Below are 26,549 nucleotides of genomic sequence, written 5' to 3' on the forward strand. Positions count from 1 at the left end.
ACAGGAGAACCAAAATGGCAGAAGTTACAGTAAAGCAACTTGCCGATGTGGTTGGCGTTCCCGAGGATCGTTTACTACAGCAGATGAAAGATGCCGGGTTGTCCCACAGCAGCAGCGCGGATATGGTGACTGAACAGGAGCGACAAGCCCTGCTTTCTCATCTCAAACGTAGTCATGGCGAGAGCGGCAGCTCAGAAGCCCCTCGGCGAATTACGCTGAGCAGAAAGACGACCAGCACGCTCAAAGTGGATGGTAGTGGCCGTAAGAAGGCGGTTAATGTAGAGGTGAGAAAGAAGCGCACTTATGTTAAGCGCGATGAGCCTACTGCGGAAGAAAAAGCTGAACAGGAAGCTAAAGCAGCTAAAGAGCAACAGTTAAAGGCTCAGGCCAAGGCTGAGACGGAAGCAAAGTCCGCTGCTGAGCGGGAAGCCGCTGCTGAAGCTCGTAAGAAAGCCGGTGAAGAACGAGCCAAAACTGAAGAAGAAGTCCGTAAGCAAGCGGATGAGAATCGGGTTAAGGTCGAACAGGCTCAGGTGGCTGCTGAAAAAGGCCCCTCAAAGAAAGAGTCCGGTGATAAAAAAGAGGGTGGCAAGCGTAAATCAGCTTCCAAGAAATCGGAATCACCGCGCACTGAAAAGGCTGCGAAGCCTGGGCGTGGAGTACGCCGAGGACAAGGATTTGATCCTAGCTTCAATGAATCAGGTAGTCGCCGCCGGGGCGGTAAACGCACTAAGTTGAAAGCGCCAGCACAAGCGGCTCAACACTCATTTGCGCGCCCTACAGAACCCACTGTTCATGAAGTGGAAATTCCTGAAACCATCACCGTAGCTGAATTGGCAAAGAGAATGTCAGTGAAAGCGGCAGAGGTTATTAAGGTGATGTTCAAGATGGGAGCTGCGGCGACCATTAACCAGGTAATTGATCAGGACACGGCAACGCTTGTTGTTGAAGAAATGGGTCACAAAGTCAGCCTGGCCAGCCAGCTTAATATTGAAGAGCAAGTGCTGGAAGGTATCAGTTATGAAGGTGAGCTGGTACCTCGTGCCCCTGTTGTTACCGTTATGGGTCACGTTGACCATGGTAAGACGTCTTTGCTGGACTATATCCGTAACACCAAGGTAACCGATGGCGAATCGGGTGGTATAACCCAGCATATCGGTGCTTACCATGTGGAAACCGGTCACGGTATGATCAGTTTCCTGGATACTCCTGGACACGCGGCCTTTACTGCGATGCGTGCCCGTGGAGCCAAGGCTACTGATATTGTTATTCTGGTTGTAGCCGCTGATGATGGTGTTATGCCGCAGACGGAAGAGGCTGTACAGCATTCTAAAGCAGCCGGTGTACCTCTGGTTGTTGCAATCAACAAGATTGATAAAGAAACAGCAGATCCAGACCGTGTTAAAAACGAACTTGCTGCCAAAGAAGTTGTGCCTGAAGAGTGGGGCGGTGATGTTCAGTTTATAGAAGTCTCTGCAAAGACAGGGCAAGGTATTGACGCATTGTTGGATGCCGTCCTTCTGCAGTCAGAGATTTTAGAACTTCAATCTGTCCCATCCGCTCCGGGTATGGGGGTAGTTGTTGAATCACGTCTGGATAAAGGTCGTGGTCCTGTCGCTACTCTGTTGGTACAGAATGGTACTGTTCGTCAGGGTGATATTGTTCTGGCTGGCCAGAACTATGGTCGTATCCGTGCCTTACTGGACGAAAATGGTCGACCTGTTGAAACTGCTGGTCCGTCCATTCCAGTTGAGATTCTTGGACTTGACGGCACGCCTAATGCTGGTGACGAATTCGCAGTTGTTGAAACCGATAAGAAAGCCCGTGAAGTAGCCCTTTTCCGTCAAGGAAAATACCGTGAGGTGAAACTGGCTCGTCAGCAGGCTGCTAAACTGGACAATGTCTTTGCAAATATTGGTTCCGGTCAAGCTTCTATTCTTAACGTTATTCTGAAAACGGATGTTCGTGGTTCTTTGGAAGCGCTGATCAGTGCGTTGGCCGACCTGTCTACCGACGAAGTAAAAGTGGTCGTGGTATCCAGTGGTGTTGGTGGAATAAGCGAAACCGACGTCAACCTTGCCATGGCTTCTAACGCAGTCATCTTTGGCTTTAACGTCCGTGCCGATACTCCAGCCAAGGCCTTGGTGGAGAAAGAAGGTCTGGATATGCGTTACTACAGCGTTATCTACGACATTATCGATGATGTCAAGCAGGCCCTGTCAGGCATGTTGGCACCAGAGCTAAGAGAAAATATTCTTGGTATCGCTGAAGTACGTGAAGTCTTCCGTTCACCTAAGTTTGGACAGGTTGCCGGCTGTATGGTGACCGAAGGGCTGGTCCACCGTAGCAAGAAGGTTCGTGTACTGCGTGACAACGTTGTTGTTCATGAAGGTGAGCTGGATTCCTTGCGCCGCTTCAAGGATAACGTTGCAGAAGTTCGCAACGGAATGGAGTGTGGTATCGGTGTGAAGAACTACGACGTTAAAGTCGGAGATCAGATTGAAGTCTTTGAGGTCACCGAGGTAGCACGTCAGCTTTAATCGCTGAGTAGCATTCACATGGCCAGAGAATTTAGTCGTACACAACGGGTCGCTGAGCAGCTGCAACGCGACCTGGCTCAATTAATCCAGCAGGAGATTAAAGATCCCCGGCTGGGTTTAGTAACGGTTAACGGAGTTAAAGTCTCCCGAGATCTCAACTATGCCGATGTCTACATCACCATTATGGGGATTGCTGAGACTGAAGAAGAGATCGCCGCTAATGTTCAAATACTTAATCGTGCCTCAGGCTTTCTGCGTGGGAGAGCCGCTAAAACGATTAAGCTACGAGTGATGCCGCAATTGCGTTTTCACTATGACAACAGTGTCTCTCGAGGCAATTACCTGTCTTCACTAATCAATAAAGCGGTAAATGAAGATCGTTCGCGCCAGGAAGATAACACCGACGCGAACCCTGAGGGGTCGGAGGACGACTGAGTTGGCAAGACGTCGAAAGGGACGGAATGTAGATGGAGTGCTGCTGCTGGATAAACCGGCCGGGGTTAGCTCCAACTACATTCTTCAGAAAATGAAGCGCCTTTACGGTGCAGCTAAAGCAGGCCACACCGGGGCGTTAGATCCATTGGCGACAGGCATGTTGCCGATTTGCTTTGGTGAGGCTACTAAATTTTCCCAGTTTCTTCTGGATGCCGATAAACACTATCAAACCACTGCTAAGCTTGGCATCAAAACAGCTTCTGGTGATGCTGAGGGTGATGTTTTGGAACAGCGGCCGGTCGAAGGTGTCACTTCAGAAAAAGTCTGTCAGTTATTGGCTGAACATTTCGATGGTGAGATTACCCAAACCCCTTCAATGTATTCTGCCCTTAAACATCAAGGACAGCCGCTTTATAAGCTCGCACGTAAAGGCATTGAAGTCGAAGTCAAAAAGCGTCAGGTGATCATTTATAATATCGAACTGCTTGACGTTCGTGGTGACGAGCTTGATCTGGATATCCACTGCAGCAAGGGTACCTACGTGCGCTCAATTGTCGAGGACCTGGGTGAATTGCTGGGTTGTGGTGCGCATGTCAGCGTCTTGCGACGTCTCGATTCCGGCCCCTACAAGGCTGTGATGATGAAGACTCCGGAGCAAATCCAGGAAATAGCGGATCTGGCTGAAGGGAAGCAGGAATCAGCAGGTGAAAATCAGGTCGTACAGAGGGCATTGGATGAGTTATTATTGCCAGCCTGGACAGCAGTGGAATATCTCCCTGTGTTGACTATTGACGACCAACAAGTCGAATTTGTTAAGAATGGGCGTAAGTTGAGATTAACTGATGCGCAGCTGGAGCAGGTTCAATCTGCTGCTGATTTAGTTAGAATTGTTGCCGAGTCCGAAGGTACGTTTCTTGGACTTGGAGAAGTTTCGAAAGATGGGGTGTTGATCCCTCGTCGTTTGATGAAAACCCAGTAATCCTGCTAGTTACCCGTTGGTTTCCAGGAGAACCGGGATTGTCGCGTAGTACTGTAAATATGCACGGTGCTGACGTTTGTTTAACCAGTGTGGATAAGTCTAATCGACAAGCCACATGCATATTGGAAATGGAGATATACCATGGCACTAACAGCCGAAGCCAAAGCGGCCATCGTTGCAGACTATCAAACAGCTGAGGGAGACACTGGTTCTCCTGAAGTTCAGGTCGCTCTGCTGACTGCTAACATTGTTGGTCTGCAGTCACACTTCAAGGATAACAAGAAGGATCACCACTCTCGTCGTGGTCTGATCCGGATGGTTAACCAGCGTCGTAAGCTGCTGGATTACCTGAAGTCCAAAGACGCTCAGCGTTACACCACGTTGATCGGTCGCTTGGGTCTACGTCGTTAAGTAGATCAGTTCAAAGGCCATAGCATTTGCTATGGCCTTTGACGTTTTGTAGATAGCTGGACGCAGTCATTGGCTAGATACAATAGATAGGAAGTTATATTTAGTAAAAACTATGAATGGTAAAAACCGTACATAGTAGGTAGAAAACAGGTGCTTCGGATCTGTTGATCAGCCCGTACTTTTTTGCATTTTTAATTCCATACCCGGAAAGATATTTTGAGAGTGCAAAAGAGTACGGCTTGTAAAGGCACAACAGAGATTTGGTCGAGTTCATTTGAACCGCTAAACATCGGGGCACAGAGAAAATTCATTTAGAGGAATTCACTGTGAATCCAAAGATTAAAACATTCCAGTTCGGTGGCCAGGAAGTCACTCTGGAAACAGGGCGTATCGCCCGCCAGGCTTCTGGTGCTGTACTGGTCACTATGGGTGAAAACCAAGTGCTGGTTGCTGTAGTGGGTGCTAAAGAAGCGCGTCCTGACCAGGGCTTTTTCCCACTGTCTGTCCATTACCAGCAGAAGACTTACTCTGTTGGTAAAATTCCTGGCGGTTTTTTCAAGCGCGAAGCTCGTCCAAGCGAATTTGAAACACTGACTTCCCGTCTGATTGACCGTCCAATTCGTCCGCTCTTTCCAAAAGGGTTTATGAATGAAGTACAGGTGATCTGTACTGTCGTATCTGCGGATAAGAAAAACTATCCGGATATTGCTGCGATGATCGGAACTTCCGCTGCTCTGGCCATTTCAGGCATTCCGTTCAATGGCCCAATCGGCGCGGCACGAGTCGGTTTCGACGAAGAGAATGGTTACATTCTGAACCCAAGCTTTGAACAGCTTGAAAGCTCTTTGCTGGACATGGTTGTCGCAGGTACCAAAGACGCTGTACTGATGGTTGAATCTGAAGCAGACGAGCTGAGCGAAGATGAAATGCTGGGTGCAGTACTGTTTGCTCACGATGAAATGCAGGTTGTTGTTGACGCTGTGGCTGAATTTGCAGCAGAGAACGCTAAACCAACCTGGGACTGGCAGCCAGAACCGGTGAATACCGAACTGAAAGAAAAGATCGTTAGTAACTATGGTGATGCAATTACTGAAGCGTACCAGATTAGCGATAAAATGGCCCGTTATGGTCGTTTAGGTGAAATTAAAAACGAAGCAGTTGCCGCTTTATCCGGCGCTGAAGACTCTGACTATGATGCTAAGGAAGTGAGTGCACTGTTTGCTTCTGTTGAGAAGAACATTGTTCGCAGCCGCGTCGTTAACGGTGAGCCTCGTATTGACGGTCGTGACACTAAGACTGTACGCCCGATTAATGTTGAGGTCGGAGTGTTAGGCAAGACTCACGGTTCTTCCTTGTTTACACGAGGAGAGACACAGGCAATCGTTACTGCAACTCTGGGTACCAGCCGTGATCAGCAAATCATCGATGCGTTGGAAGGCGAGCAGAAGGATCCATTCCTGTTCCACTATAATTTCCCGGGATACTCTGTTGGCGAATGCAGCCGTATGATGAGTGCTGGCCGTCGTGAGATTGGTCATGGTCGATTGGCACGACGTGGTATTCAGGCCATGATGCCAAGCCAGGAAGAGTTCCCTTATACAATTCGAGTTGTTTCTGAAATCACAGAATCAAACGGTTCCAGCTCCATGGCATCGGTCTGTGGTGCTTCTCTGGCATTGATGGATGCAGGTGTTCCTGTTAAGCGTCCGGTTGCCGGCATTGCAATGGGCTTGGTTAAGGAAGACGATAAGTTTGCGGTACTGACTGACATACTGGGTGACGAAGATCACCTGGGTGACATGGACTTTAAAGTAGCTGGCTCCGAGAATGGTATCACTGCATTGCAGATGGATATCAAGATCGAGGGTATTACTGAGGAGATCATGGAACAGGCGCTGGAGCAGGCTTTGGAAGCACGTCAGCATATACTTCGGGAAATGGCCAAGGTCATAGGTTATGCCCGTCCAGAGCTGAACGACAATGCTCCTGCGATGACTCAGCTTAAAATCAATCCTGATAAGATTCGTGACGTTATTGGTAAGGGTGGTGCAACTATCCGTAGCATTACTGAAGAAACCGGTGCGTCTATCGATATTGAGGATGATGGTACCATCAAGATCTTTGCTGCTGACAAAGCCGCTGCACAGGCTGCTATCGATACTGTTATGGCGATTACTGCTGAGGCTGAAGTCGGTAAGATCTATGAAGGCAAGATCGAACGTATCGTTGATTTCGGCGCTTTTGTAAATATCCTTCCTGGTAAAGACGGTCTACTGCACATTTCTCAGATTGCCAAAGAGCGTGTTGAAAAAGTGACTGACTTCCTGAAAGAAGGACAAGTGGTAAATGTTAAGGTGCTGGATGTTGATCCTCGTGGTCGCATTAAGCTCAGCATGAAAGACCTGCGTGAAGATGAAGGGGTGGAATCTTAATTCCAACTCCAGAAAAAACGGGCTGCGGCCCGTTTTTTTTTGGATCCGGTGTGCAGCTTAGAGGCAATAAAACTAAGTTTATGCCACTGAATCTATAGTGATTTCCTTAAACTGTGAGCAAAAAATCCGACTCCGTCAGAACGTTGATTGGCTTTGTTGTCAAAAACTGTAGATCACTAATAGTGATGGTTTCTGAAAGTAAGGATTGTAAATCTCATAAGGTTAGTGCGATATGAGCAGCAAAGATCAACTACGCTATGAGCGTCACATTGACATTCGGGAAGGTGGAAAGAAAGCTGTTGAATGGTTGGCGGAGAACTGTGATCTCAGCCGCAGTGAGTTGAAGCGGGTAATGCACTCAGGGGCCGTTTGGTTAACCCGGGGAACGACGAAACGTCTGCGGCGTGGTAGCAGTGCATTGAAATACGGCGATCAGTTGCATCTCTATTACGATGCTCAGGTGCTCTCTACGCAGCCTGAACCAGCAGAATTGATGGTGGATGAAGGCAATTATTCCGTTTGGTACAAGCCCTTTGGCATGCTCTGTCAGGGCTCCAAATACGGTGACCATTGCACACTTTACCGTTGGGCTGAAACCCATATGGAGCCTGAACGGTCGGCCTTTGTGGTACATCGACTTGATCGAGCGACTGAAGGCTTAATTCTGCTTGCCCATGATAAAACAACGGCGGCCGACCTGGCTGGTCAGTTTGAAAATCGACAAGTAGAGAAGCGTTATCGGGCACTGGTTCGAGGTGAGCTGTTGCTGGACAATCAGCTAATCGACCAACCACTCAATGGTAAGCCTGCCCGGAGTCGAATGACAACGCTGGACATTGATCAGCAACGCCAGTGTTCTCTGATCGAGGTGTTGTTGGAGACGGGAAGAAAACACCAAATCCGCCAGCACCTGGCGGGATTGGGTCATCCGATACTGGGAGACCGACTCTATGGTGCCGGCAGCAATGATGCGGTAGATCTGCAGCTTCAGTCCTTTTTATTGAAGATCACTTGTCCAAACACAGGGGCTTTACGTACTTTTCGGTTGGATGACAATCGTATTCTGACAACCCGGGGGTTATGAACCGTCTGTAACTTTTTTGATGGATAGGGTTTTATGCTCAAGGTATCTGTCCCAACAGACGGAAAATGCCAATACCAAGAGTACATATATTGCGTAGCTGCCAATGGTGATCAACGCTAGCAGACAAAGTATTAGCGACAACCCGGCCAGTTGTTTTCGGTAGCCACTGAGTAATCGAAGGCCCGTCAGCACACCGAGCAAATAGATCACGACAAAGACCCCATCAGAATACTTGATAAGCTCATCCAGCCCTACGTCTAGCTGATACTTAATGGTCAGGCATAGCATTGAAATAATGAATACCAGAATAGCGGCCCTGGCAGGAACTCCGCGGCTGGTTAGCTGCCCTAGCGGGGCTGGTAATACACTATTTTCTGCCATGCTCCAGATCAGTCGGGTAAAGCTCAGGTTATAGAGATTAATACTGGCCAGACAAGCCAGAAAACCGATTAGACTGACAACTTTTTCGCCTACCGGACCAATTAACTGTCCAGCCAAGAACGCAACCGATTGACTGTCAATACTTTCATTTCCATAGGCGCTGTAGCGGATGACCAGTGCCGCTGTCAGGTAGTAGAACAGGCCGGTTAAAACCACTCCTATAATAATCGTCAAAGGGAAATCCCGGCGTGGGTTTTTAAATTCGGCTCCTAAATGAGTCATTGCTTCAATGCCAACAAAGCACCAGAAAATCACTGCCATAGCCTCACCGATATTACCTAATTCCGGGAGGGCAAACGGGGGGGGTTGCAGGTCTTTAAGTTCCAGTTCGCTGACCAGTAAGAGTACGGTTAAGGTCCCTCCCACAGCGATAGCGATAAGAGTCTGCATGTGTCCAGAGGCTTTGATTCCCATCAAGTTGATCAGCAGGATGAGTGTCAGTGTCAGTGCTGCTAGCCAACCATGGTATGCACTTTCAATACCGAGAAAGTTTCCGAGATATCCTGTTGCGATAGTGATTGCAGCGGGTAAGCCTGTTGGTATTACCGAAAGATAGAGCCAGCCGGTGAAGTTTTCCCAACGGGAGCCAAAAGCTTTGGATAACAGGTAGGCAGTTCCCCCTGCATGGGGGTGGCGAGCGCCAAGCATGGCAAAGGTCAATGCTATGGGGAGCATCAGACTAATAAGCAGCACCCAGGCCCATAACGCTTGTTTGTCGGCAATGGTAGCCGCCAGCGAGGGAACCACAAATGCACCGGTCCCCATTAGTGTTGTCAGCAGCAGAGATATGCCCTGAGGTAATGATATCTGCTTGTGAAATCCGCTCATTATTCTATTCCGTGAATCAATACTTTATTCTGTCATTCAATGGTGCACTGATACGGCACCGGCTTTTCTATCGAGGTCGTCAAAGCTTACTCTGATGCTTGCTGGAAGCAGATTGCTAAACCGCCAGATTTTGCATGCGATTCGCTTTTTATACCGTCGAATCGTCAGGGATCTTTACCACCGCTATGTTATATTTTTGTGCCGCTACACTAGAGAGCTTCTGATCACAATGACGGATAAATTTGATCAAAAAATAATTGCCTGCCTGAGTCAGGATGCGCGTCAGTCGAATGCCGAAATTGGGCGTCATGTCGGCTTGTCCCGCTCAGCTGTTTCTGAGCGAATCCGTAAACTGGAAGATCAGCAGCATATCATTGGTTATCGAGTTGAATTAAAACAACCTCAAAGTCTGGTAGCCGCCTATTTTCAGCTCACCTTCAATCAAGGTTGTTGCGATGAGATTTCAGCAATCCTGATGTCCTATCCTGAGATAAAAAGCTGCCATAGCACCACAGGTGATGTGGACATGATGATATTTGCTGAAGCAGCCAGCATGGTTGAACTAAATAATCTACGTAGCCGCCTGGAGGCGCTTCCGCGCTTGACTCGAATTGTCACCCACACCGTCTTGGAAGAGCGAATCAGGCGCTAGCGGTTTATGACGAGCAGTAGTTTATTTATTGCCTAGCTGACTCAGTGGTAAAGCGGTTTTCTTAACGGGCTGTCGAAGTACAAAATTCGAGATTATTGAGCTGATACCTGGCATCGCAGTCAGCCTATCGAGTAGCAGTTGTTGGTAATGATCCAAACTTGGAACGACAATCTTCAGGATGTAGTCAGCCGCACTCCCGGTAATTAAAAAGCACTCCATGATTTCAGGTAGCTTTGAAACCTCTTCCTCAAAGGCCTCCAGTTTGTCTTTCGTTTGAGCTTCCAGGCTGACCTGTACTAAAACGGTCATTGGTAACCCTGCCTGTCTTTGATCCAGTAAGATTACTTGTTTATCGATTAAGCCGGACTGTTCCAGTTGCTTGATCCGCCGCCCACAGGGAGTGGGAGACAAGCCAACTTTATCGGCAAGCTCGTTAATGCTGATACGTGCATCCTGTTGCAGAATCTCCAGGATGTGGCGGTCGATACGGTCGAGAGTATGAGACATAGGGTTACCGGAAAAATGAAAAGGATGGTGGTCTCTAAACCTATTCTGCTAAATTTTTATTTGATCCATAAAGTACTTTGTGAGGACTCTGAATCAAATAGATGGATAACCTTGTGGGTTATCCATTGTTGCCTTTTGAGCATACTGTTATTTGGCCGGGGTCAGGCCTGTAGGGCTTTGTTCAGGAGAGCCCTCACCATCCGCAGTTAGAGTATCAATGGACTGTTAGCGTATGTCTGCGAACTGGTATGCTAATTAGAAATTATTTCGAGTTTAAAGCCAATAAACTAACATATGTTAGTTAATTCGAGTGAACCAGGTGTTTATTTAGCCGAATTATCGGTTTTTAGTTGATAAATTTGGCGATCATGAGCGCGCCCTAGAAGTGCCAGCGCCATGATTGCGCCTAACAGAGCCAGACCCATATCTGACTGGGTATCCCAGACATAGCCCTGAGTCCCTAAAAATGCTTCGGCGGACTCCCCGCTGGCTATAGCTACCCACCACTCAATCAGTTCATAGAATGCACTGAACGCCAAGCAAAAGCAGACGGTAAGAAAGTTGCGCCATGCGGATGTACTGATGACTTGCTTTCGTATCAGTAACTCCCGGGCAATCATCGCAGGTATGAATCCCTGAGCCAGGTGGCCCACTTTGTCATAATTATTCCGCTGTAGATCAAAGGAGTCTCGAATCCAATCGAAGAGTGGGACTTCTGCATAGGTATAATGCCCGCCTACCATCAAAATAACGCAATGAATAAGAATGAGCAGGTAAACCATAGGGGTCAACGGGAAGCTCTTGCGGGTTATCAGCAACACTCCAGCGCCAATTAACGCCGGAAGTACCTCAAGAAACCAGGTGAATTGATCCTTGGGTTCTATCGCAGACCAGACCAGAACCAGTACAAAAATTAGAATCCAGGCAACTCGGTAAATCATAGATAGCTCTCGAAGTTAAGAAACCGGCGCTGAGGCTGTATTTTTATGGCTGTTCTTTCTGGACAACCATTTCAACCAAAAGCCAGCCAGATACCCACGACCATCATCAATGTTCCTGCGATACGGTTCATCAGCTGAAGGTTTCCACTTTTTTGCAGAAATTTACTCATTGTACGGCCACCACTGGCGTAAATGACCAGACAGCAGAATTCGATCACCAGAATCATCGCTAGCAATATACTGATTTGCGGTGCCATCGGTAAGTCATCACTGATAAACGGAGGTAGTAAGGCAACAAAAAATGCCCATCCCTTAGGGTTAGCTACGGCGGTAACAAATCCCTGAGTAGCCAATTCCATCGCTGTTGCATTGTTGCCGTCCAACCGTTCCTCTGTTACTGCCATCTTTCCGCGAGATAACCAGAGCTGAATACCCAGATAAAACAGGTAAGCCCCTCCTAAATACTTGAACAGCAGAAAAACAGCAGGGTACTGCAGCATGATTGTTGCTACCCCAACGACTGAGAGCAGGGCCACCAGACCAACGCCCAGCAATTCGCCAATCATCATCAGGAATGTACGTCGCAGACCAATCGTCATACCCATTGTCATGGCCAGTGTCATGCACATACCGGGAGTGATCGATACGAAAAAAAAAGTGGGTATAAAAACTGCCAGTATTGACAGGTTTATCAAGGTTTCCAAAGTACTTATCCTATTTCAAAATCTAATATTGAGTGGCTATATATAATAGCTGGCTATCAATGTCGCTGGCGATGCTGACCTTTAACCATCAGTCATCGTTATTCTCAGCTTCTTTTTGCAGTTGTTCAATTTGTTCGAGCACGGCAATGAATTTTTCTCCAAAAGGGGTGACATGATATTCCACTCGTGGAGGAAGTTCTGCAAAACTACGTTTTTCAAGAATACCGAATTCAGTATTCTTGCGCAGACAATCATTCAACACCTTAGTGGACAAACCTTCGACATTACGAACCATCTCTCCGGGTCGGTTAATACCATGAGCGAGCAGATTGAACAGGGTAAGAGACCATTTACAGCCAAAAATAGTTTCCACCATTCTGGCGGTCTGCTCAGGAGCTGATTTTCTGGAGAATTTTTTCTCTTTATTAATCATAAAGATGTACCAAAAAGTACCTGGGGTACCTGTTTGTGCCTGGTTTTCAAGCAGTCGAAGCGAAACTAAAGTGGCTACTACTGAAGTTGATATTTATCAGGAGAATGTATGACCACTCAAGTGATTGCAAGTTCGTTAGTTATCGGTGGCTCCAGCGGTATGGGGTTTGAGGTTGCACGACAGTTATTGAGGTCAGGACAGAAGGTAATCATAACGGGCAAAGACAAGCAAAAGTTGTTTGCCGCAGAAACAGAGCTAAGGGGATACGGAAATGTCAGTAGTTTGCGTGCTGATCTATATGATCCACAACAGGTTCAGCAGCTTTGTCGTTGTCTGGCCGAGCCCGGTGTCGATATTGATCGGTTGGTGAATGCTGCGGGATGTTTTCATCCAAAAGGTTTTCTGGATCATGAGGTTGGTGATTATGAAGCCTATATGGGACTCAACAGAGCGATCTTCTTTGTTACCCAGACCGTAGCTGAAAAAATGAAAGCGCAAGGGGGTGGCAGTATTGTCAACATTGGCTCGATGTGGGCTAAGCAGGCAATCAAAGCGACTCCTTCATCGGCTTATTCAATGGCGAAAGCGGGTTTGCATGCTTTGACACAACATTTGGCAATGGAGCTTGCAGATGTCGGTATTCGTGTTAATTGTGTTTCCCCTGCTGTAGTAAAAACTCCAATCTATGAGTCTTTTATTGATCCCTCTGAGGTTGATGCAGTACTCGATAGTTTTAATGACTTTCATCCGATCGGTCGTATAGGTACGCCAGAAGATGTGGCTAACGTGATAACCTTTTTATTATCAGATCAGGCCGGTTGGGTTACCGGCGCTATCTGGGATGTTGATGGTGGAGTGATGGCTGGTCGGAACTAGCTGCAGTTGACACTAACCGCTAACAAGGCTCGTTGATAAGTAAATTATTATTCCGCCAAGAACGAATAAGTGTTTTGAATAATATGGTTTAAGATACCGTATATTAAAATTGAATACATTTATTGTGAGAGGCAGATGGGTAGCGTTGAAAATATCAGGGAAGAGATTAGGTTGATAGCCCATTGCCTTATAGAGCGAGTGTTGGGGCCGGCCCTGACTTCAGACTTCCTTGGGATTATCTGTGAAAAGATGGTGGAAGCCGGGGTTCCTCTTTATCGGGTAAGTCTTTCCTGGCGCACTCTGCACCCAACCATCGAAGGACTTAGCTTCAGTTGGCTTAAAAATCATGGGATGGAGGATATCCAGTTTCGTGGTCATGGTTCTTCGAGTGATTCGAAGAATCTGGATTGGCAGCTAAGTCCTCTTAAGTACGTAGTTGATAATCAACTGCCATTTTTCCGACGACATTTGACAGGGCCTGAGGCCCGTCTTGATTACCCCGTTTTGGAACAGTTTCGGGACCGGGGAGCGACGGACTATCTTATTACGGCTGTTGGCTTTGGACCTCCTCCTGAGATGGAGCCCGTATATGAAGGTGTTCTGATGAGTTGGTGCGCTGATGCTACTCAGGGTTTTAGTGAACAGGAAATTGTCGAGATAAAATATATCTCGACATACCTTGGCGTGGCTATCAAATTGGCCCTGAGAGAGCGGGCATCTCTGAATGCACTTACCGCCTATTTGGGAGAAAAAACCGCAAAGCAAGTCTTGGGTGGAAAAATTCGTCGAGGCGATGGGGATCTGATACCCGCGGTAATCCTGTATTGTGATCTGAGAAATTCGACGGGCATGGCTGAAGTATTGACTGGACCTGAGTATCTGCGGACTCTCAATCAGTTCTTTGACTGTACCGCTGGAGCAGTTATCGATGCCGGGGGGGAAGTACTGCGCTTTATTGGTGACGGTATTCTGGCAATTTTTCCGATAGCCGAGGGCACCTGTCAGCGGGCATTGAATGCAGCAATTGAAGCGGAGGAGAGAATTAAGCGATTGAATCGACAGCGACAAGCCGACTGTTTAGATCCTCTATCCTATGGTTTGGGCTTGCATACTGGTGAAGTGATGCACGGCAATATAGGAGTGCCAGAAAGGCTGGACTTTTCGGTAACCGGTCCCGCAGCCAATGAAGCAGCTCGAATTGAGGATTTAACCAAGCAATTAGGCTATCGTGTTTTGGCGTCAAAACCCTTTGTCGATGAAACCCGGGGCGATTGGGTTTCACTAGGCTCTCATGCTCTTCGAGGTGTTGGTTCCGAGCTTGAACTATTTGCATTGGCAACGACACAGATATCACCAACTGATGTAAACCGGAGCTAATTGAAACCGGTATTTTGAGTCCGTTACATCAACGGCTATTAACGGCTTTATAATTTCGTTGAGCCGGTCCCTGGTATAGTTGCCGGGGACGACCAATGACCAGATCCTTATCGACCATCATTTCTTTCCACTGGGCAATCCAACCGACACAACGAGCCATGGCAAACATGACCGTGAACATGTTTGTGGGTATGCCCATCGCACTTTCAATAATGCCCGAGTAAAAGTCCACGTTGGGATAGAGTTTTTTCTCGATAAAATACTCGTCCTCCAATGCAATTCGTTCCAACTCCAAAGCCAGTTTGAAGAGTGGGTCATCATGATGATCCAGCGCTTCCAGGACTTTTTTAGCTTCTTTTTTCAGTACCTGAGCCCTAGGGTCGTGATTGCGATAGACTCGATGACCAAAGCCCATCAGGCGGAAGGAATCATTCGGATCCTGGGCTTTCTTGATAAACTTTGGAACATTCTCAACGGTTCCTATTTCATACAGCATTTTCAGCACTGCTTCATTAGCACCGCCGTGAGAAGGTCCCCAAAGTGCACCGATACCCGCAGATATTGCTGCAAACGGGTTCGCACCGGTAGAGCCTGCTAAGCGTACTGTGGATGTGGAGGCATTTTGTTCATGGTCTGCATGGAGAATGAGAATCTTATCGAGTGCCCTGGCCACTACCGGGTTGACCTGATAATTTTGTCCCGGTACTGCAAACATCATTTTCAGGAAGTTGGCTGCATAATCCAAATTGTTATCAGGATAGATAAAAGGCTGACCAATCGAATGCTTATAACAGGCAGCTGCGATGGTTGGTATTTTTGCCAATAGTCGAATAGCTGATAATTCCCTGTGTCGGGGGTCATGAATATCCAGTGAATCATGATAAAACGCTGATAATGCACCGACTACACCGACCATGATCGCCATCGGGTGCGCATCTCGCCGGAAACCCTGATAAAAGTTCAGCAATTGCTCATGAACCATGGTATGCCGGGTAATCAATTGGTCAAAATCATCCAGTTGTGACTGATTTGGTAATTCACCTTTCATCAGTAGATAGGAGGTTTCAACAAAGCTGCTTTGATCGGCTAGCTGCTCAATGGGGTAGCCTCGGTAGAGTAAAACCCCTTTTTCCCCATCAATGAAGGTGATATTACTGGTACAGGAGGCGGTAGACTTAAAACCAGGGTCCAGAGTAAAGAGTCCGAAATCGCCGTAAATCCCGCGAATATCGACCACAGGAGGTCCGGCTGTGCCTGCTTGGATCGGTAAACTGATGGTTTTTCCGGTGCGATTGTCGGTTAATGTCAGGGTGTTCTTGTTTGACATGGGGGCCTCCATTTAAAACCATCGATACCGAGGTTGCTTCGTTTTAAGTTCTATCCCTGCTGGAAAGTATAGATCCATATACTTTTTAATGACGGGGTTGGAGGTTGAATTCGCGGGGGAGGTTCTTCAGGTTTTGCAGGGGTAACCGTTGTCCAGGCTGGTCGATATCATTATCGATCAGCCTGGATGGATTATGAAGGTAACTTATACCCTATATCGTGGCGGTTAAAATAGGATGATTCGAGGCCTTCTTGTCGTTTTGAGTCATATCAAACCTGTTGGTTCAGGAGCTGATTTTACAAGTTGCCTCGTTTTTCATTGAGCTTGACTGATCTGGCTGGGTTTCCTGGTGCTTTCAGTACCAGGAAAACACCAACGACGGTGACCAATACGCCTGCGATAGCGCCGATACTGAGCACTTCATCAAACAGTAACCAGGCTTCCAGAGCTGTTAGAGGTGGAACAAGGTAAAAATAGCTCGCGACTTTAGAGGCTTCGCCCTCACGGATCATATACATCAACAACAGGATGGCTGTGACCGAGAGGCCAAATACCAGCCAGGCTAGCGACCAGATAAGCTGAGGGTGCCACTCCACCTGTTGATTTTCGAAAAAGTAGCTTAACAGCGCCATCCACAGTGCAGTGGCAAGATATTGAAAAAAAGAAGCGGAGATCAGGTCAACACCGGCTCCAAAACGCTTTTGGTAGAGAGTGCCAATGGATATTCCCAATAATGCCAGCATTGCTGCCATTAAGGCTCCCATGCTGATATCAAACTGACCCAGATCCTGGCCTCTCAGCAATACCATTGCGACTCCCACCAGCCCAAGCAGTAATCCTATCCACTGTCTGGGATGCAAGCGTTCTCCCAATGTAGACCAGGCCATCAGGGCGGTAAGCAAAGGCTGTAAACCCACCAGTAAGGCTGCAATTCCAGCAGGCATCTCCAGCTTGATTGCAGCAAATACTCCTCCAAGATAGGCGGCGTGGACCAGAGATCCGACAACCAGCTGATGAAGTATTTGTTGACGAGATGGCCACTTGGAACGGAAAAACAACATTAAGGCTGCAAAAACTACCAAAGTGATCAGCATCCGGATAAGTAGCAGATTAAAGGGTTCCACATAAGGAAGAGCGTATTTGGCACCGATAAATCCAGTGCTCCATAGCACGACAAATATCAATGGGACCCATCGGGTTAAAGTAGATGCAGAGTTCACCATAGCGATTGCCATTTTCTGATTGCGGCAGCAGAGTTAACGATAGCAGCAAAAGGGTTTATAACGATATACAGGGCTCAGATTGATATAGGTTACACAGAACCCTCAAGCGACTAATAAACAAAGAGAGGGAGCGTTTGGTTAATGTGACGGAATTGAATGCTTAGCAACAGGCCCAGAACGCCGGTTAGTTTATGGGTACAGATATGGATACTGGCTTGCTTGATGGTTTTATCTGTAAACTGTACCCATGAAAAGATATCAACTGGTTGTGGACTACATCTGCGGACAAATCCAGGATCTTCAGCTTCGACCCGGTAGCCTGCTGCCATCATTGCGCAGTCTCAGCCAGCAGCTGGATGTTAGCAAAAATACGGTGATCAAGGCCTATATGCTGCTTGAGGATCAGGGTCTGATAGAACCCCGGAGTCGTAGTGGTTTCGTCGTCACTCGTCGTTGTTCAGCAGGAGAGGCAAACCTTCAGCCTGAGCCGAGAGAAGTTAAGCTCGGAGCTACATCGCTGCAAGTGGTCGCGGCGGCAATTGATCAGACTCGCGTTCCGCTGGGGAGCGCGCATCCTGCTATCCAGTTTCCAGCTTGCCGTGACTTCTATAAACAGGTGGCCCGGGATGCTTATCGCTTTGCTGGTAGCGATAAACCGAACAGCCACTACGTCCAGCCTCCTGGCCTGCCTGAATTACGGCGACAGCTGGCGCGACGATTTCAGGCACTGGATACACTGGTATCTGCTGAGGATATTATTATTACAAACGGGGCTCAGGAAGGAATCAGTCTGGGGTTGCTGGCATTAGCGCAGGCTGGCGACATCATTGTGGTTGAGACTCCCTGTTTCTATGGCAACTTGCAGTGCATTGAAGCTCTGGGAATGAAGGTACTTGAAATTCCGTCCAACGCCAAAGATGGTATTGATCTTGAGTTGCTGGGGAGGAGCCTGGAGCAATGGCCAATCAAGGCCATGTTGCTTAACCCCAGTCATAACAATCCTACAGGCTCATGCATGCCGCTGGAGAACAGAAAGCGGCTACTGCAACTGGCCAATCAATATTCGGTGCCGATCATAGAGGATGATACGTTTGGTGAACTGTACTTTGAGACTCGTCCGGCTACATTAAAAAGCCTGGATACCGAGGACAGGGTAATCTACTGCACCTCTCTGTCCAAAACGCTTCACTCTGATATTCGTCTTGGCTGGGTCGTTGCCGGACGTCATTTTGATAAAATTAACTATCTTAAGTATGTGACTACCATGGCCTCTCCGGGATTGCTTCAGCAGAGTGCAGCCCGGTTTCTTGATGATAACCGTTACGAGCGTCACCTGCGTACAGCGAGGCGTGCGTACCGCCAGCGCTATGAGTTACTGCAAGAAGCAATTTGTCAGTACTGGCCTCGTGAACTCACGTCCTCTACTCCACAGGGGGGATTTCTGAATTGGATTACCCTTCCGGCAGGAACGGATTGTGATCAGATATTTCAACAGGCTCATGAGCGTAAAATCAGTATTACCCCGGGAAGTCTATTTTCCAGTGATAACAGCTTCAGGCACTGTCTGCGACTGAACTATGCAGCTTTTCAACCAGAAGAGCGCTATTTGAACGCGATGAAAACCTTAGGAGAGTTAATCCAGGGGGAGTTAGCTTCCTCAGGTGGTTGACTACTGTAGGATCGACTAGATTAGAATACTTAATAGATGGCTCAATGAACGGCCCGGGCATTGGCTCTGGTATGTCCGGAGATGATACTGATTCTATGATAAAAGCCACATGTACGATTATTTCTTTTGCTGTTCCAGCTTACGTCGCACTCTGTGGTTTTCTATACCTTATTCAAGATTCCTTGATTTATTTTCCTCAACCAAGAGCCTTATCTTCTCCTCAAAATACGTTGATTTTGCCTGTTCAGAGTGAAGAAATTGTCATTTCGACCAGGCCACATTCCGGATCAAAAGCCATTCTGTATTTTGGTGGCAACAGCGAAGATGTGTCGCAGAACCTTCCTGTATTCGACAAGGTGTTCCCCAATCAGGCTGTCTATCTTATGCATTATCGAGGTTACGGCGGTAGCTCTGGAACTCCATCTGAAGCAGCTAACTACAGCGATGCCGTTGCCCTGTTTAAAACCGTTCAAAAAGATCATTCCAGTATTTCAATCATTGGCCGAAGTCTGGGGACAGGGATTGCTACAAGGCTGGCTAGCCAGTTTCCTGCAACGAACCTGGTGCTTGTAACTCCTTACGACAGTATCGAAGCCATAGCCTCGAATAAATTCCCATATATCCCCGTCGGGTTGTTATTACGTGACAAATATAATTCTGGAAAATATGCACCGGACATAAAGATCCCCACCACTATACTTATGGCGGAACATGATCAGGTTATTCCTCGTCAAAGTACGGAAATGCTTTCTTCTCGTTTTTCCAGGAATGTAGTGTCATTGATTCTGTTTGAGGGGGTTGGACATAATTCCATATCAGCTGATCCCCGTTACCTTCCGGCTTTGCAGAATGCTCTGAAACGGTAAGAGTCTGGGGCCTTAAAGAATCTGTGTTTTGGTGGCAGAAAGGTGTCTGAAGCTAAGGTTTAAAAAAATAACTAAAGGTGTCCAAAAGGAGATTGCCCATCCGTCATATAGGTATCGATTGTGTTAATCGATGTAACTTTGGCACACAAACAGTCAAAAATAAGGAATAGTTATGTCAAACCACAAGTATCTCTGTATTCAGCGCAGTCAAACCGGAAAGTGTGAGCCTCCTTCTCCCTCCCAAATGGAAGAGATGTACGCCAGGTTCCATGCGTGGAAAGAAAAGTTTGGGAAAAATATTATCGATATGGGAGGGAAGTTGAGTGCAGAGGGAAAGGTCCTGACCCATGAGGCAGCAACTGATGGTCCTTTTGTCGAAGCCAAGGAAATTATTGGTGGCTTTATGATTATTTCAGCAAAGAACATGGAAGAGGCGATGGAAGTGGTCCGCGAAAGTCCGGGTGTTGCAATGCCCGGTTCAAGTGTTGAAATCAGAGAGATCAGTACTTCTTGAGCACCGCTGAATTTAGCTGAACACTTTTTTCGGCATGAGTACGGAAAGCTGATGGCTGTGCTTTCCTCGTGGACAGGTAAGGGGGGCCTGACAACCCCTCTGCCTGGCTATTTAAGGCGGCCCATAACAATCTTGTAGGAGAACTGCGCCAGCGAGCTGGGCGGGATCGAATTCTCAACCAAAATGGAGAAGATCTTGTCAGTGTTAAGGACGTTGATCCTGAGTATTTCTTATCTGTGGAGTGCGGTATTAGCCGATTTGTACCGGTGCTGTGAAAAAGCTGTTGATTCGTCGGTTCTCTACCTGAAAAAGAGCCTTTCCTGAAAACTCTGATCCCTGAATATTCCATTTTCCGCATTCAATAAATCGTCATATTGGACTGTTATTCTGGCTACTCTGTTGAAGTCCAGTGCTGGCTGTTGCTGCGTTATGGCGGGAGCCCGGTTAAGGCTTGGCGCAGTTGGTTATGTTCCACTAGGAAATTCACGGCGATCAAAGGGAGATCAGTCATGCACATTCCCACTTACGTTCTTGCTATCAAAGGGTCACAAGGTCGTTTGCGTATTGCTGAAGGTCGGCGAAAGGATGTGGACCTGCCCATCAGCTTTGACGAAAAATATGCCAATTTTCTGTTTGAGTTCAGTGAATCTCGCATTTTCTGTAAAGAAAATGATGAAATTATGCTGTTAAAGGGGAGTTTTGACATTTCAGATATCAAGCGGAATCATCGTTTCGTTGAAACCTTTAAACGTCGTGTTCGGGAAGTAGAGGACCTGACCGGTTGGAATGTACTTAAAACGAAAGCAGCAACGACCGAAAAATCCCTGGTCTGTCGTCAACATATATCCGAGCACTTTATGCGAAAGCAATCAGCGTTTCAGCGTCTGCAAAGAATAACGCCCGATACGCAGGAGTATCTGCCGAAAAGAGTACCTGCGTATTCTATCGGTGCTGGCGTCGACGGGGACCGGACCCGGCAGTCCTTTTAAGGTTGCTGTTGTCGGAATGGTGTCAACATATGAATTCGTCAATCAATACTCAGCTAGCAGCCATTGATCTTGGTTCCAACAGCTTTCACCTGACCATTGCCAGAGAAGTCCAGGGAGAGCTGCAACTGTTTGATCGTCTGGCTGAAAAAGTACAGCTTGCTGCTGGACTTAATCATTGTTCAGAGCTTTCTGATGAGGCCATTGAGCGGGGACTTAACTGTTTACGTATGTTTGCCCAGCGACTACAGGGCGTTGAAAAAAAGCTGATTAGAGTCGTTGGTACCAATACGCTGCGTATGGCCAGAAATCGTCAACAGTTTATTCAGCGTGCGGAGAGTATCCTCGGTTGTCCGGTAGAAGTTATTTCTGGTCGGGAAGAGGCTCGGCTGATCTATCTGGGTGTCGCCCACAGTTTTTCTGATGATCAGGAGCAGAGGCTGGTGGTTGATATAGGAGGTGGTAGTACTGAATTTATTCTTGGCAAACATTTTTCACCGTTACAACTTGAAAGCCTGCAAATGGGCTGTATTTCCTATAGCCAGCGATTTTTCCCGTTAGGGTTGTTAACAAAAGAGGCTTTTTCGATGGCGACTAATAGTGCTCACCGAGAGCTGCTTAATATTGGTTATCGTTATCGCAAGGCCGGTTGGACGGAGGTTGTCGGCTCGTCCGGAACCATCAAGGCCGCCTATCAGCTGTTATCCGCAGATGAATATACTTACCAACCTATTACCCTCAGGGCGCTCACTCAGTTTCGAGAGCAGCTGATAGAGGTCGGACATATTCATGGGATTCATCGAGAAGGGCTGAAAGATAAGCGTGCGGCCGTATTACCGGCCGGCATTGCTATCCTGATTGCTGTTTTTGAAGCGTTGAATATTGAGAGTATGAGTTATTCAGATGGAGCCTTACGAGAAGGGCTGCTTTATGATCATATTGGCCGGTTGCAGCATGAAGATGTGCGAGAACGTTCTGTTATTGCGCTGATGGAGCGTTACCACACTGATCTGGAACAGGGGGATGCTGTCGAGCGTACTGCGCTGAACTGTCTGTGTCAGATCAATCTCAATACAGATGAAAACTGCGATCTAATCAGTTGGGCTGCGCGCTTGCATGAAATTGGTTTGTCTATTTCTCATAGCCAGTTCCAGAAGCATGGTGCTTATCTCGTGCAGCACTCAGATCTGATGGGGTTCAATCAATCGGATCAGGCAATACTAGCGCTATTGATTCGCGGACACCGTAGAAAGTTACCGGTAGCTGAGCTGGAATTAATGCCATCCGATCGGCAACAGGATTTGTTAACCTTGATGATTTTATTGCGCTTGGCGGTGCTGCTTCATCGCAGCCGTCAGGCGCAATCAGTCCCCTGCTTTGAATTTTCCTTTGGTGACGACCGACTGATCAGGATTGTGTTTCCGGACAACTGGCTGAACCAGCACCCGCTGACTCGAGCGGATCTGGAACAGGAAGCCAGTTACCTACAGTCGGTTAATATCGATATATCAGTCCGCTAAAGCTGCTACTCACCGCTAAAATCTTTGTCTTCAGCCTTTTTGTTACTTAGCGTAGCGCTCCAGCAAACTCAGCTGGGCGCTGGTTGGTTCGTTATCAGCTGTTGGTTGCAGGTGCTGGTAGTGGCCGTCTGGTTCAAGCTCCCAAGCCTGAGTATTGTCTGAAAGATAGAGTTCAAGCTCACGCAGGCCTCTTTGCAGCAATTTGCTATTCAGTATTGGGAAGCAAGTTTCCACCCGGTGCAACATATTTCGTTCCATCAGATCAGCACTGGCATTATAAAACAGGGGGGCACCATTATTGTTGAAATAGTAACTGCGGCTGTGCTCAAGAAACCGGCCAATAACAGAGCGGACCCGAATATTCTCAGATACGCCAGAAACTCCGGGTCTCAAGCAGCACATACCGCGAATAATCAAATCAATCTGTACTCCTGCCTGAGAGGCTTTATACAGAGCCCTGATCAAACGAGGCTCTGTCAGTCCGTTTGCCTTGATAATGATCCGGGCATTTTTTCCTTCACGAGCATAGCGTGCCTCTTTCAGGATCAGTTCAATAATTCCTTTATGCAATGTAAAAGGTGCACTCAGCAGTTTTTTTAATCGGCGAATTTTCCCCATTCCCGTCAACTGCTGAAATAACTTCAGCACGTCGTCACCAATTGCGGTATCGGAGGTTAACAGACTGTAATCGGTATATACCCGCGCGGTACCGGCATGATAGTTACCCGTACCCAGATGGACATAGTGATGAAATTCGCCCTCTTCTCGTCGAACGACCAGAGTCATCTTAGCGTGTGTCTTATAACCGACAACGCCGTAAACCACCAAGGCTCCGGCTTCCTGTAATCTGCTGGCCAGGGCCAGATTGTTGGCTTCATCAAAACGGGCACGAAGCTCAACCACTGCCGTCACTTCTTTTCCGTTGCGAGCGGCTTCTACCAAAGCGCTGACTATTTCTGACTCGGCTCCGGTCCGGTAGAGGGTTTGTCTGATAGAGAGAACGTCTGGGTCTTTTGCCGATTGCCGCAGAAGATCAATGACCGGGGCAAAAGATTCGAACGGGTGGAACAGCATGAAATCCTGCTGTTTCAGAGAGTCAAAAATGTTCTTCTGATTCAGGAGGCGTCTTGGTAAGCCTGGACTGAAAGGAGCGTAGGATAACTCCGGACGATCAATCAGCTCGTCGATGGCCATCATCCGGGTCAGGTTGACAGGGCCATCGACACAATAGACCTCCGTCTCACTCAGGTTGAACTGCTTCAGTAGAAATGACACCAAAGGCTCAGGGCATTTGTGAGCGATTTCCAGTCTCACTGCATCACCATAATGACGACTATGTAGCTCTCCACGCAAGGTGCGCGCTAAATCCTCGACCTCTTCCTGATCAAAGATCAGATCCGCGTTACGGGTTAGTCTGAACTGGTAACAACCCAGTACTGTCATCCCCGGAAATAAATCATCGGCAAATTCATGAATGATTGAAGTCAGGAATACCAGCTGGTCTCCTTTTTCTTCAACCAGTTCGTCGGGCAATTTCACCAACCTGGGTAACGAGCGCGGAGCTGGGATAATCGCCAGGCCGCTGTCCCGTCCAAAGGCATCTTTGCCTTCCAGTGAGACAATAAAATTGAGACTTTTATTGACCAAGCGTGGGAATGGGTGGGATGGATCAAGCCCCAACGGACTGATAACCGGCAGAATATGATTGATAAAATACTGCTTGATCCAACTCCGTTGTACTTCGGTCCATTCGCTGCGACGTGCGCAGTATATCCCTTCTTTATTGAGGGCTGGGAACAGAATTTCATTTAGTATCTTGTATTGGCGATCAACCATTTCGTGACAGCGTGCACGGATCTGGTAAAGCACCTCCTGAGGATGCATTCCATCGACTCCCGCTTTTTCTCTGCCGTATTTGATCTGATGCATGAGTTCCGCCACGCGAATCTCAAAGAATTCATCAAGGTTGCTGGAAAAAATAAGCAAAAACATTAAGCGGTCAAGTAGAGGATGTGTTTCATCCAGTGATTGCTCAAGTACACGACGGTTAAACTCCAGGTGACTGAGCTGACGATTTATATAGTATTTGCTGTCATTCAGATCGATTGCTTCTTCCGAATCGTCTGCTATTGGTGCAAAGGGGGAGACGACTTCGATGGTTTGATCGACCGTGGTTTGCTCAGCAGCAGGACTGGCAGGCACCGTTGTTATCTCGTTAATCTCAATCTTTAACTCGTTTACATCCAACAGCTCTTGCTTCACGCTGGTTCCTCTCTGCTTAAGTAATGTTCGGGGAACAATATTCAAAAGGACTACTTTGACAGACAGGGATGACATCAGGATGACATCAGTACTCATAGTTATGTTCAAAGAAGATGTCTCAGGCTGTAATAGGAGAGTGTCGTACTTTAGAGTTGAATTCGCGTCGTTTTACAAAAGTATTCCAGTGTTTCTGTTCGTTTGTATGAGGTAGAATCTTTTAGCCATAAAAGCAGTGCTATTTCAGTGTATGAAACTGACAGAATTACTTCTTGATTGATGCTTTAAGGAATACTGAGATTTATACCAGACCGTATTTTGATATTATTGATTTTTTTCCAGAGATGTTGTTAAGGAACCTGGGAATATAATGGACTTATTCGAAGGTTTCTCAGTCTGATAAGGCGGGTTCTTATGAAAGCAAACTATGATTTAATCTGTGAGCAATGGAAAGCTGTTAGGAACGAAATGCCTGGGAAAGATAGCGAGTTATTTGATTTCTTCTTAAATGGTTTACCCAGGCCTAGCAAAGTGCTGGATTTAGGTTGTGGATCAGGTTTACCCATTGCGAAAAGGTTAACAGAATCAGGCTTCTCCGTTGTGGGTATTGATCGGTCTGAAAAATTACTGGAACAAGCTAGAGAGAATGTACCTCAGGGGGAATTCTTAACAGCTGAAATTGAAAGCTATGATATAGACACCGAGTATAGTGGAGTTGTTCTCTGGGACTGTCTGTTTCATCTGCCTCGTGAGCAGCACCGACTCATATTGGAAAAAGTATATCAAACTCTTCCGAAAGGAGGGCTTCTTATGCTTTCAAGTGGAGGAAGCGACATTGACCAGCCTCCATTTACTGACTTTATGTTTGGTGTCGAATTTTTTTATGATTCGTATACCCCAGATATATTGATTGCACTCTGTGATAAAATTGGATTCACAGTTGAAAAGTTTATTGTTGTTAATAAACCTGATGGCGCTAATGATAAAGGCCGTATTGGAATGATTTTATCCAAAGGCGGTATTTAATTAATCTGTTATTAATAAAAAGTAAAAAACTTCTGTATTAGTAATAATTGATAAAAATCAAACTTAATAGTGGGCCAATTATCAATATACCAGTAGTTGCTGCAATACTGCTGATTGTTGGCTTAATTTTATCCAATTCCATATTTTACGCCGAACCTGGTTATATTTACACGTCAGAACGTTAACCGGCAGTGGAAAGGTTGTGACAGACGTTGGTTATAAGTTTTATCCTTTCGGCCGTTATAATTCCTGGAAGCGGACAATGGGCTGGCGCAAAAGCTAGAGGCAGAAATTCAAATTCAGAAGCTATGGGGAAGTTAAAGCGTTGACCCCGCAAAAGTTAGAGCAGAAAATAGAGTACATCTGGCAAACAGGACTTGGTTTGTTAAGGGAACCGGTGAACCAGTTCTCTGTTCTGTGGACTCCAGGACTGGAAGGTGTTGATAAGAACCGGTATTGGGATAATCTGTAAGTCTGTGCCCATTATCGACCGTTGCTTGGGTGTCCATCAAATTGTCT

At 47.1% G+C, this 26,549-nt stretch carries 23 protein-coding genes; 15 read left to right on the forward strand and 8 right to left on the reverse strand.

Annotated features, from left to right (window positions below):
* The first annotated feature begins 14 nt into the window (after window positions 1–14).
* The 6 genes from infB (at window position 15) to BGP75_RS03970 (ending at window position 7,881) form a co-directional block, all read left to right on the forward strand.
* Window positions 15–2,540 carry a translation initiation factor IF-2 gene (gene infB, locus BGP75_RS03945; RefSeq protein WP_076715378.1) on the forward strand — a complete coding sequence of 842 codons (2,526 nt, stop codon included), beginning with the start codon at window positions 15–17 and terminating at the stop codon, window positions 2,538–2,540.
* 18 nt (window positions 2,541–2,558) lie between these two features.
* On the forward strand, window positions 2,559–2,975 hold the full coding sequence (rbfA, locus tag BGP75_RS03950) for a 30S ribosome-binding factor RbfA (RefSeq protein WP_076715381.1): 417 nt from the start codon (window positions 2,559–2,561) through the stop codon (window positions 2,973–2,975).
* Window position 2,976: 1 nt separating this feature from the next.
* Entirely contained in the window at window positions 2,977–3,954 is a 978-nt protein-coding gene (truB, locus tag BGP75_RS03955; protein WP_076715384.1) for a tRNA pseudouridine(55) synthase TruB, read from the forward strand.
* A 141-nt stretch (window positions 3,955–4,095) separates the two neighbouring features.
* Window positions 4,096–4,365 (forward strand): 30S ribosomal protein S15, encoded by a 270-nt coding sequence (rpsO, locus tag BGP75_RS03960; RefSeq protein ID WP_076715387.1) that lies wholly within the window; start codon window positions 4,096–4,098, stop codon window positions 4,363–4,365.
* A 326-nt stretch (window positions 4,366–4,691) separates the two neighbouring features.
* The gene (gene pnp, locus BGP75_RS03965) at window positions 4,692–6,797 is read left to right on the forward strand and encodes a polyribonucleotide nucleotidyltransferase (protein WP_076715390.1); all 2,106 of its coding nucleotides are present in this window, start codon (window positions 4,692–4,694) and stop codon (window positions 6,795–6,797) included.
* A gap of 232 nt (window positions 6,798–7,029) precedes the next feature.
* Entirely contained in the window at window positions 7,030–7,881 is an 852-nt protein-coding gene (locus BGP75_RS03970; protein WP_076715393.1) for an RluA family pseudouridine synthase, read from the forward strand.
* Here BGP75_RS03970 and yjeH read toward each other — a convergent pair.
* Entirely contained in the window at window positions 7,876–9,150 is a 1,275-nt protein-coding gene (yjeH, locus tag BGP75_RS03975) for an L-methionine/branched-chain amino acid transporter (protein ID WP_076715396.1), read from the reverse strand. The genes BGP75_RS03970 and yjeH overlap by 6 nt on opposite strands.
* A 229-nt stretch (window positions 9,151–9,379) precedes the next feature.
* On the opposite strand from yjeH, the gene BGP75_RS03980 reads away from it, so the two are divergent.
* The gene (locus tag BGP75_RS03980) at window positions 9,380–9,802 is read left to right on the forward strand and encodes an Lrp/AsnC family transcriptional regulator (protein WP_076715740.1); all 423 of its coding nucleotides are present in this window, start codon (window positions 9,380–9,382) and stop codon (window positions 9,800–9,802) included.
* 21 nt (window positions 9,803–9,823) lie between these two features.
* Here the strand turns inward: BGP75_RS03980 and BGP75_RS03985 are convergent, their stop codons facing one another.
* The 4 genes from BGP75_RS03985 to BGP75_RS04000 form a co-directional block, all read right to left on the reverse strand.
* Window positions 9,824–10,309, reverse strand: coding sequence for an Lrp/AsnC family transcriptional regulator (locus tag BGP75_RS03985; protein ID WP_076715399.1), 486 nt, complete (start codon window positions 10,307–10,309; stop codon window positions 9,824–9,826).
* A 323-nt stretch (window positions 10,310–10,632) separates the two neighbouring features.
* Complete coding sequence (locus BGP75_RS03990) at window positions 10,633–11,250, reverse strand: DUF2238 domain-containing protein (RefSeq protein WP_076715402.1); 618 nt, start codon at window positions 11,248–11,250, stop codon at window positions 10,633–10,635.
* Window positions 11,251–11,321: 71 nt separating this feature from the next.
* Window positions 11,322–11,945 carry a LysE family translocator gene (locus BGP75_RS03995; RefSeq protein ID WP_198939268.1) on the reverse strand — a complete coding sequence of 208 codons (624 nt, stop codon included), beginning with the start codon at window positions 11,943–11,945 and terminating at the stop codon, window positions 11,322–11,324.
* A gap of 97 nt (window positions 11,946–12,042) precedes the next feature.
* A complete protein-coding gene (locus tag BGP75_RS04000; protein ID WP_076715409.1) occupies window positions 12,043–12,387 on the reverse strand; it encodes a helix-turn-helix domain-containing protein in 345 nt (114 codons plus the stop codon).
* 108 nt (window positions 12,388–12,495) lie between these two features.
* On the opposite strand from BGP75_RS04000, the gene BGP75_RS04005 reads away from it, so the two are divergent.
* Both BGP75_RS04005 and BGP75_RS04010 read left to right on the forward strand, forming a co-directional pair.
* Window positions 12,496–13,263 carry an SDR family NAD(P)-dependent oxidoreductase gene (locus BGP75_RS04005; RefSeq protein ID WP_076715411.1) on the forward strand — a complete coding sequence of 256 codons (768 nt, stop codon included), beginning with the start codon at window positions 12,496–12,498 and terminating at the stop codon, window positions 13,261–13,263.
* Between the two features lie 135 nt (window positions 13,264–13,398).
* Window positions 13,399–14,640 (forward strand): adenylate/guanylate cyclase domain-containing protein, encoded by a 1,242-nt coding sequence (locus BGP75_RS04010; RefSeq protein ID WP_076715414.1) that lies wholly within the window; start codon window positions 13,399–13,401, stop codon window positions 14,638–14,640.
* A 28-nt stretch (window positions 14,641–14,668) separates the two neighbouring features.
* On the opposite strand, the gene gltA is transcribed toward BGP75_RS04010, so the two are convergent.
* Together gltA and BGP75_RS04020 are read right to left on the reverse strand one after the other, a co-directional pair.
* A complete protein-coding gene (gene gltA / locus BGP75_RS04015; protein WP_076715416.1) occupies window positions 14,669–15,967 on the reverse strand; it encodes a citrate synthase in 1,299 nt (432 codons plus the stop codon).
* Window positions 15,968–16,263: 296 nt separating this feature from the next.
* A complete protein-coding gene (locus tag BGP75_RS04020) occupies window positions 16,264–17,190 on the reverse strand; it encodes a DMT family transporter (protein WP_076715743.1) in 927 nt (308 codons plus the stop codon).
* 247 nt (window positions 17,191–17,437) lie between these two features.
* On the opposite strand from BGP75_RS04020, the gene BGP75_RS04025 reads away from it, so the two are divergent.
* The 5 genes from BGP75_RS04025 (at window position 17,438) to ppx (ending at window position 22,745) form a co-directional block, all read left to right on the forward strand.
* Window positions 17,438–18,859 (forward strand): PLP-dependent aminotransferase family protein, encoded by a 1,422-nt coding sequence (locus tag BGP75_RS04025; RefSeq protein WP_076715419.1) that lies wholly within the window; start codon window positions 17,438–17,440, stop codon window positions 18,857–18,859.
* A gap of 44 nt (window positions 18,860–18,903) precedes the next feature.
* Entirely contained in the window at window positions 18,904–19,725 is an 822-nt protein-coding gene (locus BGP75_RS04030) for an alpha/beta hydrolase (RefSeq protein ID WP_233152835.1), read from the forward strand.
* Between the two features lie 172 nt (window positions 19,726–19,897).
* Window positions 19,898–20,239 (forward strand): YciI family protein, encoded by a 342-nt coding sequence (locus BGP75_RS04035; protein ID WP_076715422.1) that lies wholly within the window; start codon window positions 19,898–19,900, stop codon window positions 20,237–20,239.
* Window positions 20,240–20,748: 509 nt separating this feature from the next.
* A complete protein-coding gene (locus BGP75_RS04040; protein ID WP_076715425.1) occupies window positions 20,749–21,228 on the forward strand; it encodes a hypothetical protein in 480 nt (159 codons plus the stop codon).
* Window positions 21,229–21,257: 29 nt separating this feature from the next.
* Window positions 21,258–22,745 (forward strand): exopolyphosphatase, encoded by a 1,488-nt coding sequence (ppx, locus tag BGP75_RS04045; RefSeq protein ID WP_076715428.1) that lies wholly within the window; start codon window positions 21,258–21,260, stop codon window positions 22,743–22,745.
* Window positions 22,746–22,787: 42 nt separating this feature from the next.
* Here ppx and ppk1 read toward each other — a convergent pair whose 3' ends face one another.
* Window positions 22,788–24,971 (reverse strand): polyphosphate kinase 1, encoded by a 2,184-nt coding sequence (ppk1, locus tag BGP75_RS04050; protein ID WP_076715749.1) that lies wholly within the window; start codon window positions 24,969–24,971, stop codon window positions 22,788–22,790.
* A gap of 447 nt (window positions 24,972–25,418) precedes the next feature.
* On the opposite strand from ppk1, the gene BGP75_RS04055 reads away from it, so the two are divergent.
* On the forward strand, window positions 25,419–26,030 hold the full coding sequence (locus BGP75_RS04055) for a trans-aconitate 2-methyltransferase (RefSeq protein ID WP_083704607.1): 612 nt from the start codon (window positions 25,419–25,421) through the stop codon (window positions 26,028–26,030).
* The last annotated feature ends 519 nt before the right edge of the window (window positions 26,031–26,549 follow it).

It is taken from the genome of Motiliproteus sp. MSK22-1 (assembly GCF_001968815.1).
Taxonomy (GTDB): domain Bacteria; phylum Pseudomonadota; class Gammaproteobacteria; order Pseudomonadales; family Balneatricaceae; genus Motiliproteus.

What these genes read in the sequence shown, in the direction of transcription:
- BGP75_RS04005 (WP_076715411.1), top strand. Translation starts at nt 12,496, where the DNA reads ATGACCACTCAAGTGATTGCAAGTTCGTTAGTTATCGGTGGCTCCAGC.
- BGP75_RS03985 (WP_076715399.1), bottom strand. Translation starts at nt 10,309, where the DNA reads ATGTCTCATACTCTCGACCGTATCGACCGCCACATCCTGGAGATTCTG.
- BGP75_RS04040 (WP_076715425.1), top strand. Translation starts at nt 20,749, where the DNA reads ATGCACATTCCCACTTACGTTCTTGCTATCAAAGGGTCACAAGGTCGT.
- BGP75_RS03990 (WP_076715402.1), bottom strand. Translation starts at nt 11,250, where the DNA reads ATGATTTACCGAGTTGCCTGGATTCTAATTTTTGTACTGGTTCTGGTC.
- BGP75_RS04055 (WP_083704607.1), top strand. Translation starts at nt 25,419, where the DNA reads ATGAAAGCAAACTATGATTTAATCTGTGAGCAATGGAAAGCTGTTAGG.
- BGP75_RS04000 (WP_076715409.1), bottom strand. Translation starts at nt 12,387, where the DNA reads ATGATTAATAAAGAGAAAAAATTCTCCAGAAAATCAGCTCCTGAGCAG.
- BGP75_RS03980 (WP_076715740.1), top strand. Translation starts at nt 9,380, where the DNA reads ATGACGGATAAATTTGATCAAAAAATAATTGCCTGCCTGAGTCAGGAT.
- BGP75_RS04020 (WP_076715743.1), bottom strand. Translation starts at nt 17,190, where the DNA reads ATGGTGAACTCTGCATCTACTTTAACCCGATGGGTCCCATTGATATTT.
- BGP75_RS04030 (WP_233152835.1), top strand. Translation starts at nt 18,904, where the DNA reads ATGAACGGCCCGGGCATTGGCTCTGGTATGTCCGGAGATGATACTGAT.
- BGP75_RS04010 (WP_076715414.1), top strand. Translation starts at nt 13,399, where the DNA reads ATGGGTAGCGTTGAAAATATCAGGGAAGAGATTAGGTTGATAGCCCAT.
- yjeH (WP_076715396.1), bottom strand. Translation starts at nt 9,150, where the DNA reads ATGAGCGGATTTCACAAGCAGATATCATTACCTCAGGGCATATCTCTG.
- BGP75_RS04035 (WP_076715422.1), top strand. Translation starts at nt 19,898, where the DNA reads ATGTCAAACCACAAGTATCTCTGTATTCAGCGCAGTCAAACCGGAAAG.
- infB (WP_076715378.1), top strand. Translation starts at nt 15, where the DNA reads ATGGCAGAAGTTACAGTAAAGCAACTTGCCGATGTGGTTGGCGTTCCC.
- BGP75_RS03970 (WP_076715393.1), top strand. Translation starts at nt 7,030, where the DNA reads ATGAGCAGCAAAGATCAACTACGCTATGAGCGTCACATTGACATTCGG.
- rpsO (WP_076715387.1), top strand. Translation starts at nt 4,096, where the DNA reads ATGGCACTAACAGCCGAAGCCAAAGCGGCCATCGTTGCAGACTATCAA.
- gltA (WP_076715416.1), bottom strand. Translation starts at nt 15,967, where the DNA reads ATGTCAAACAAGAACACCCTGACATTAACCGACAATCGCACCGGAAAA.
- BGP75_RS04025 (WP_076715419.1), top strand. Translation starts at nt 17,438, where the DNA reads ATGAAAAGATATCAACTGGTTGTGGACTACATCTGCGGACAAATCCAG.
- ppx (WP_076715428.1), top strand. Translation starts at nt 21,258, where the DNA reads ATGAATTCGTCAATCAATACTCAGCTAGCAGCCATTGATCTTGGTTCC.
- rbfA (WP_076715381.1), top strand. Translation starts at nt 2,559, where the DNA reads ATGGCCAGAGAATTTAGTCGTACACAACGGGTCGCTGAGCAGCTGCAA.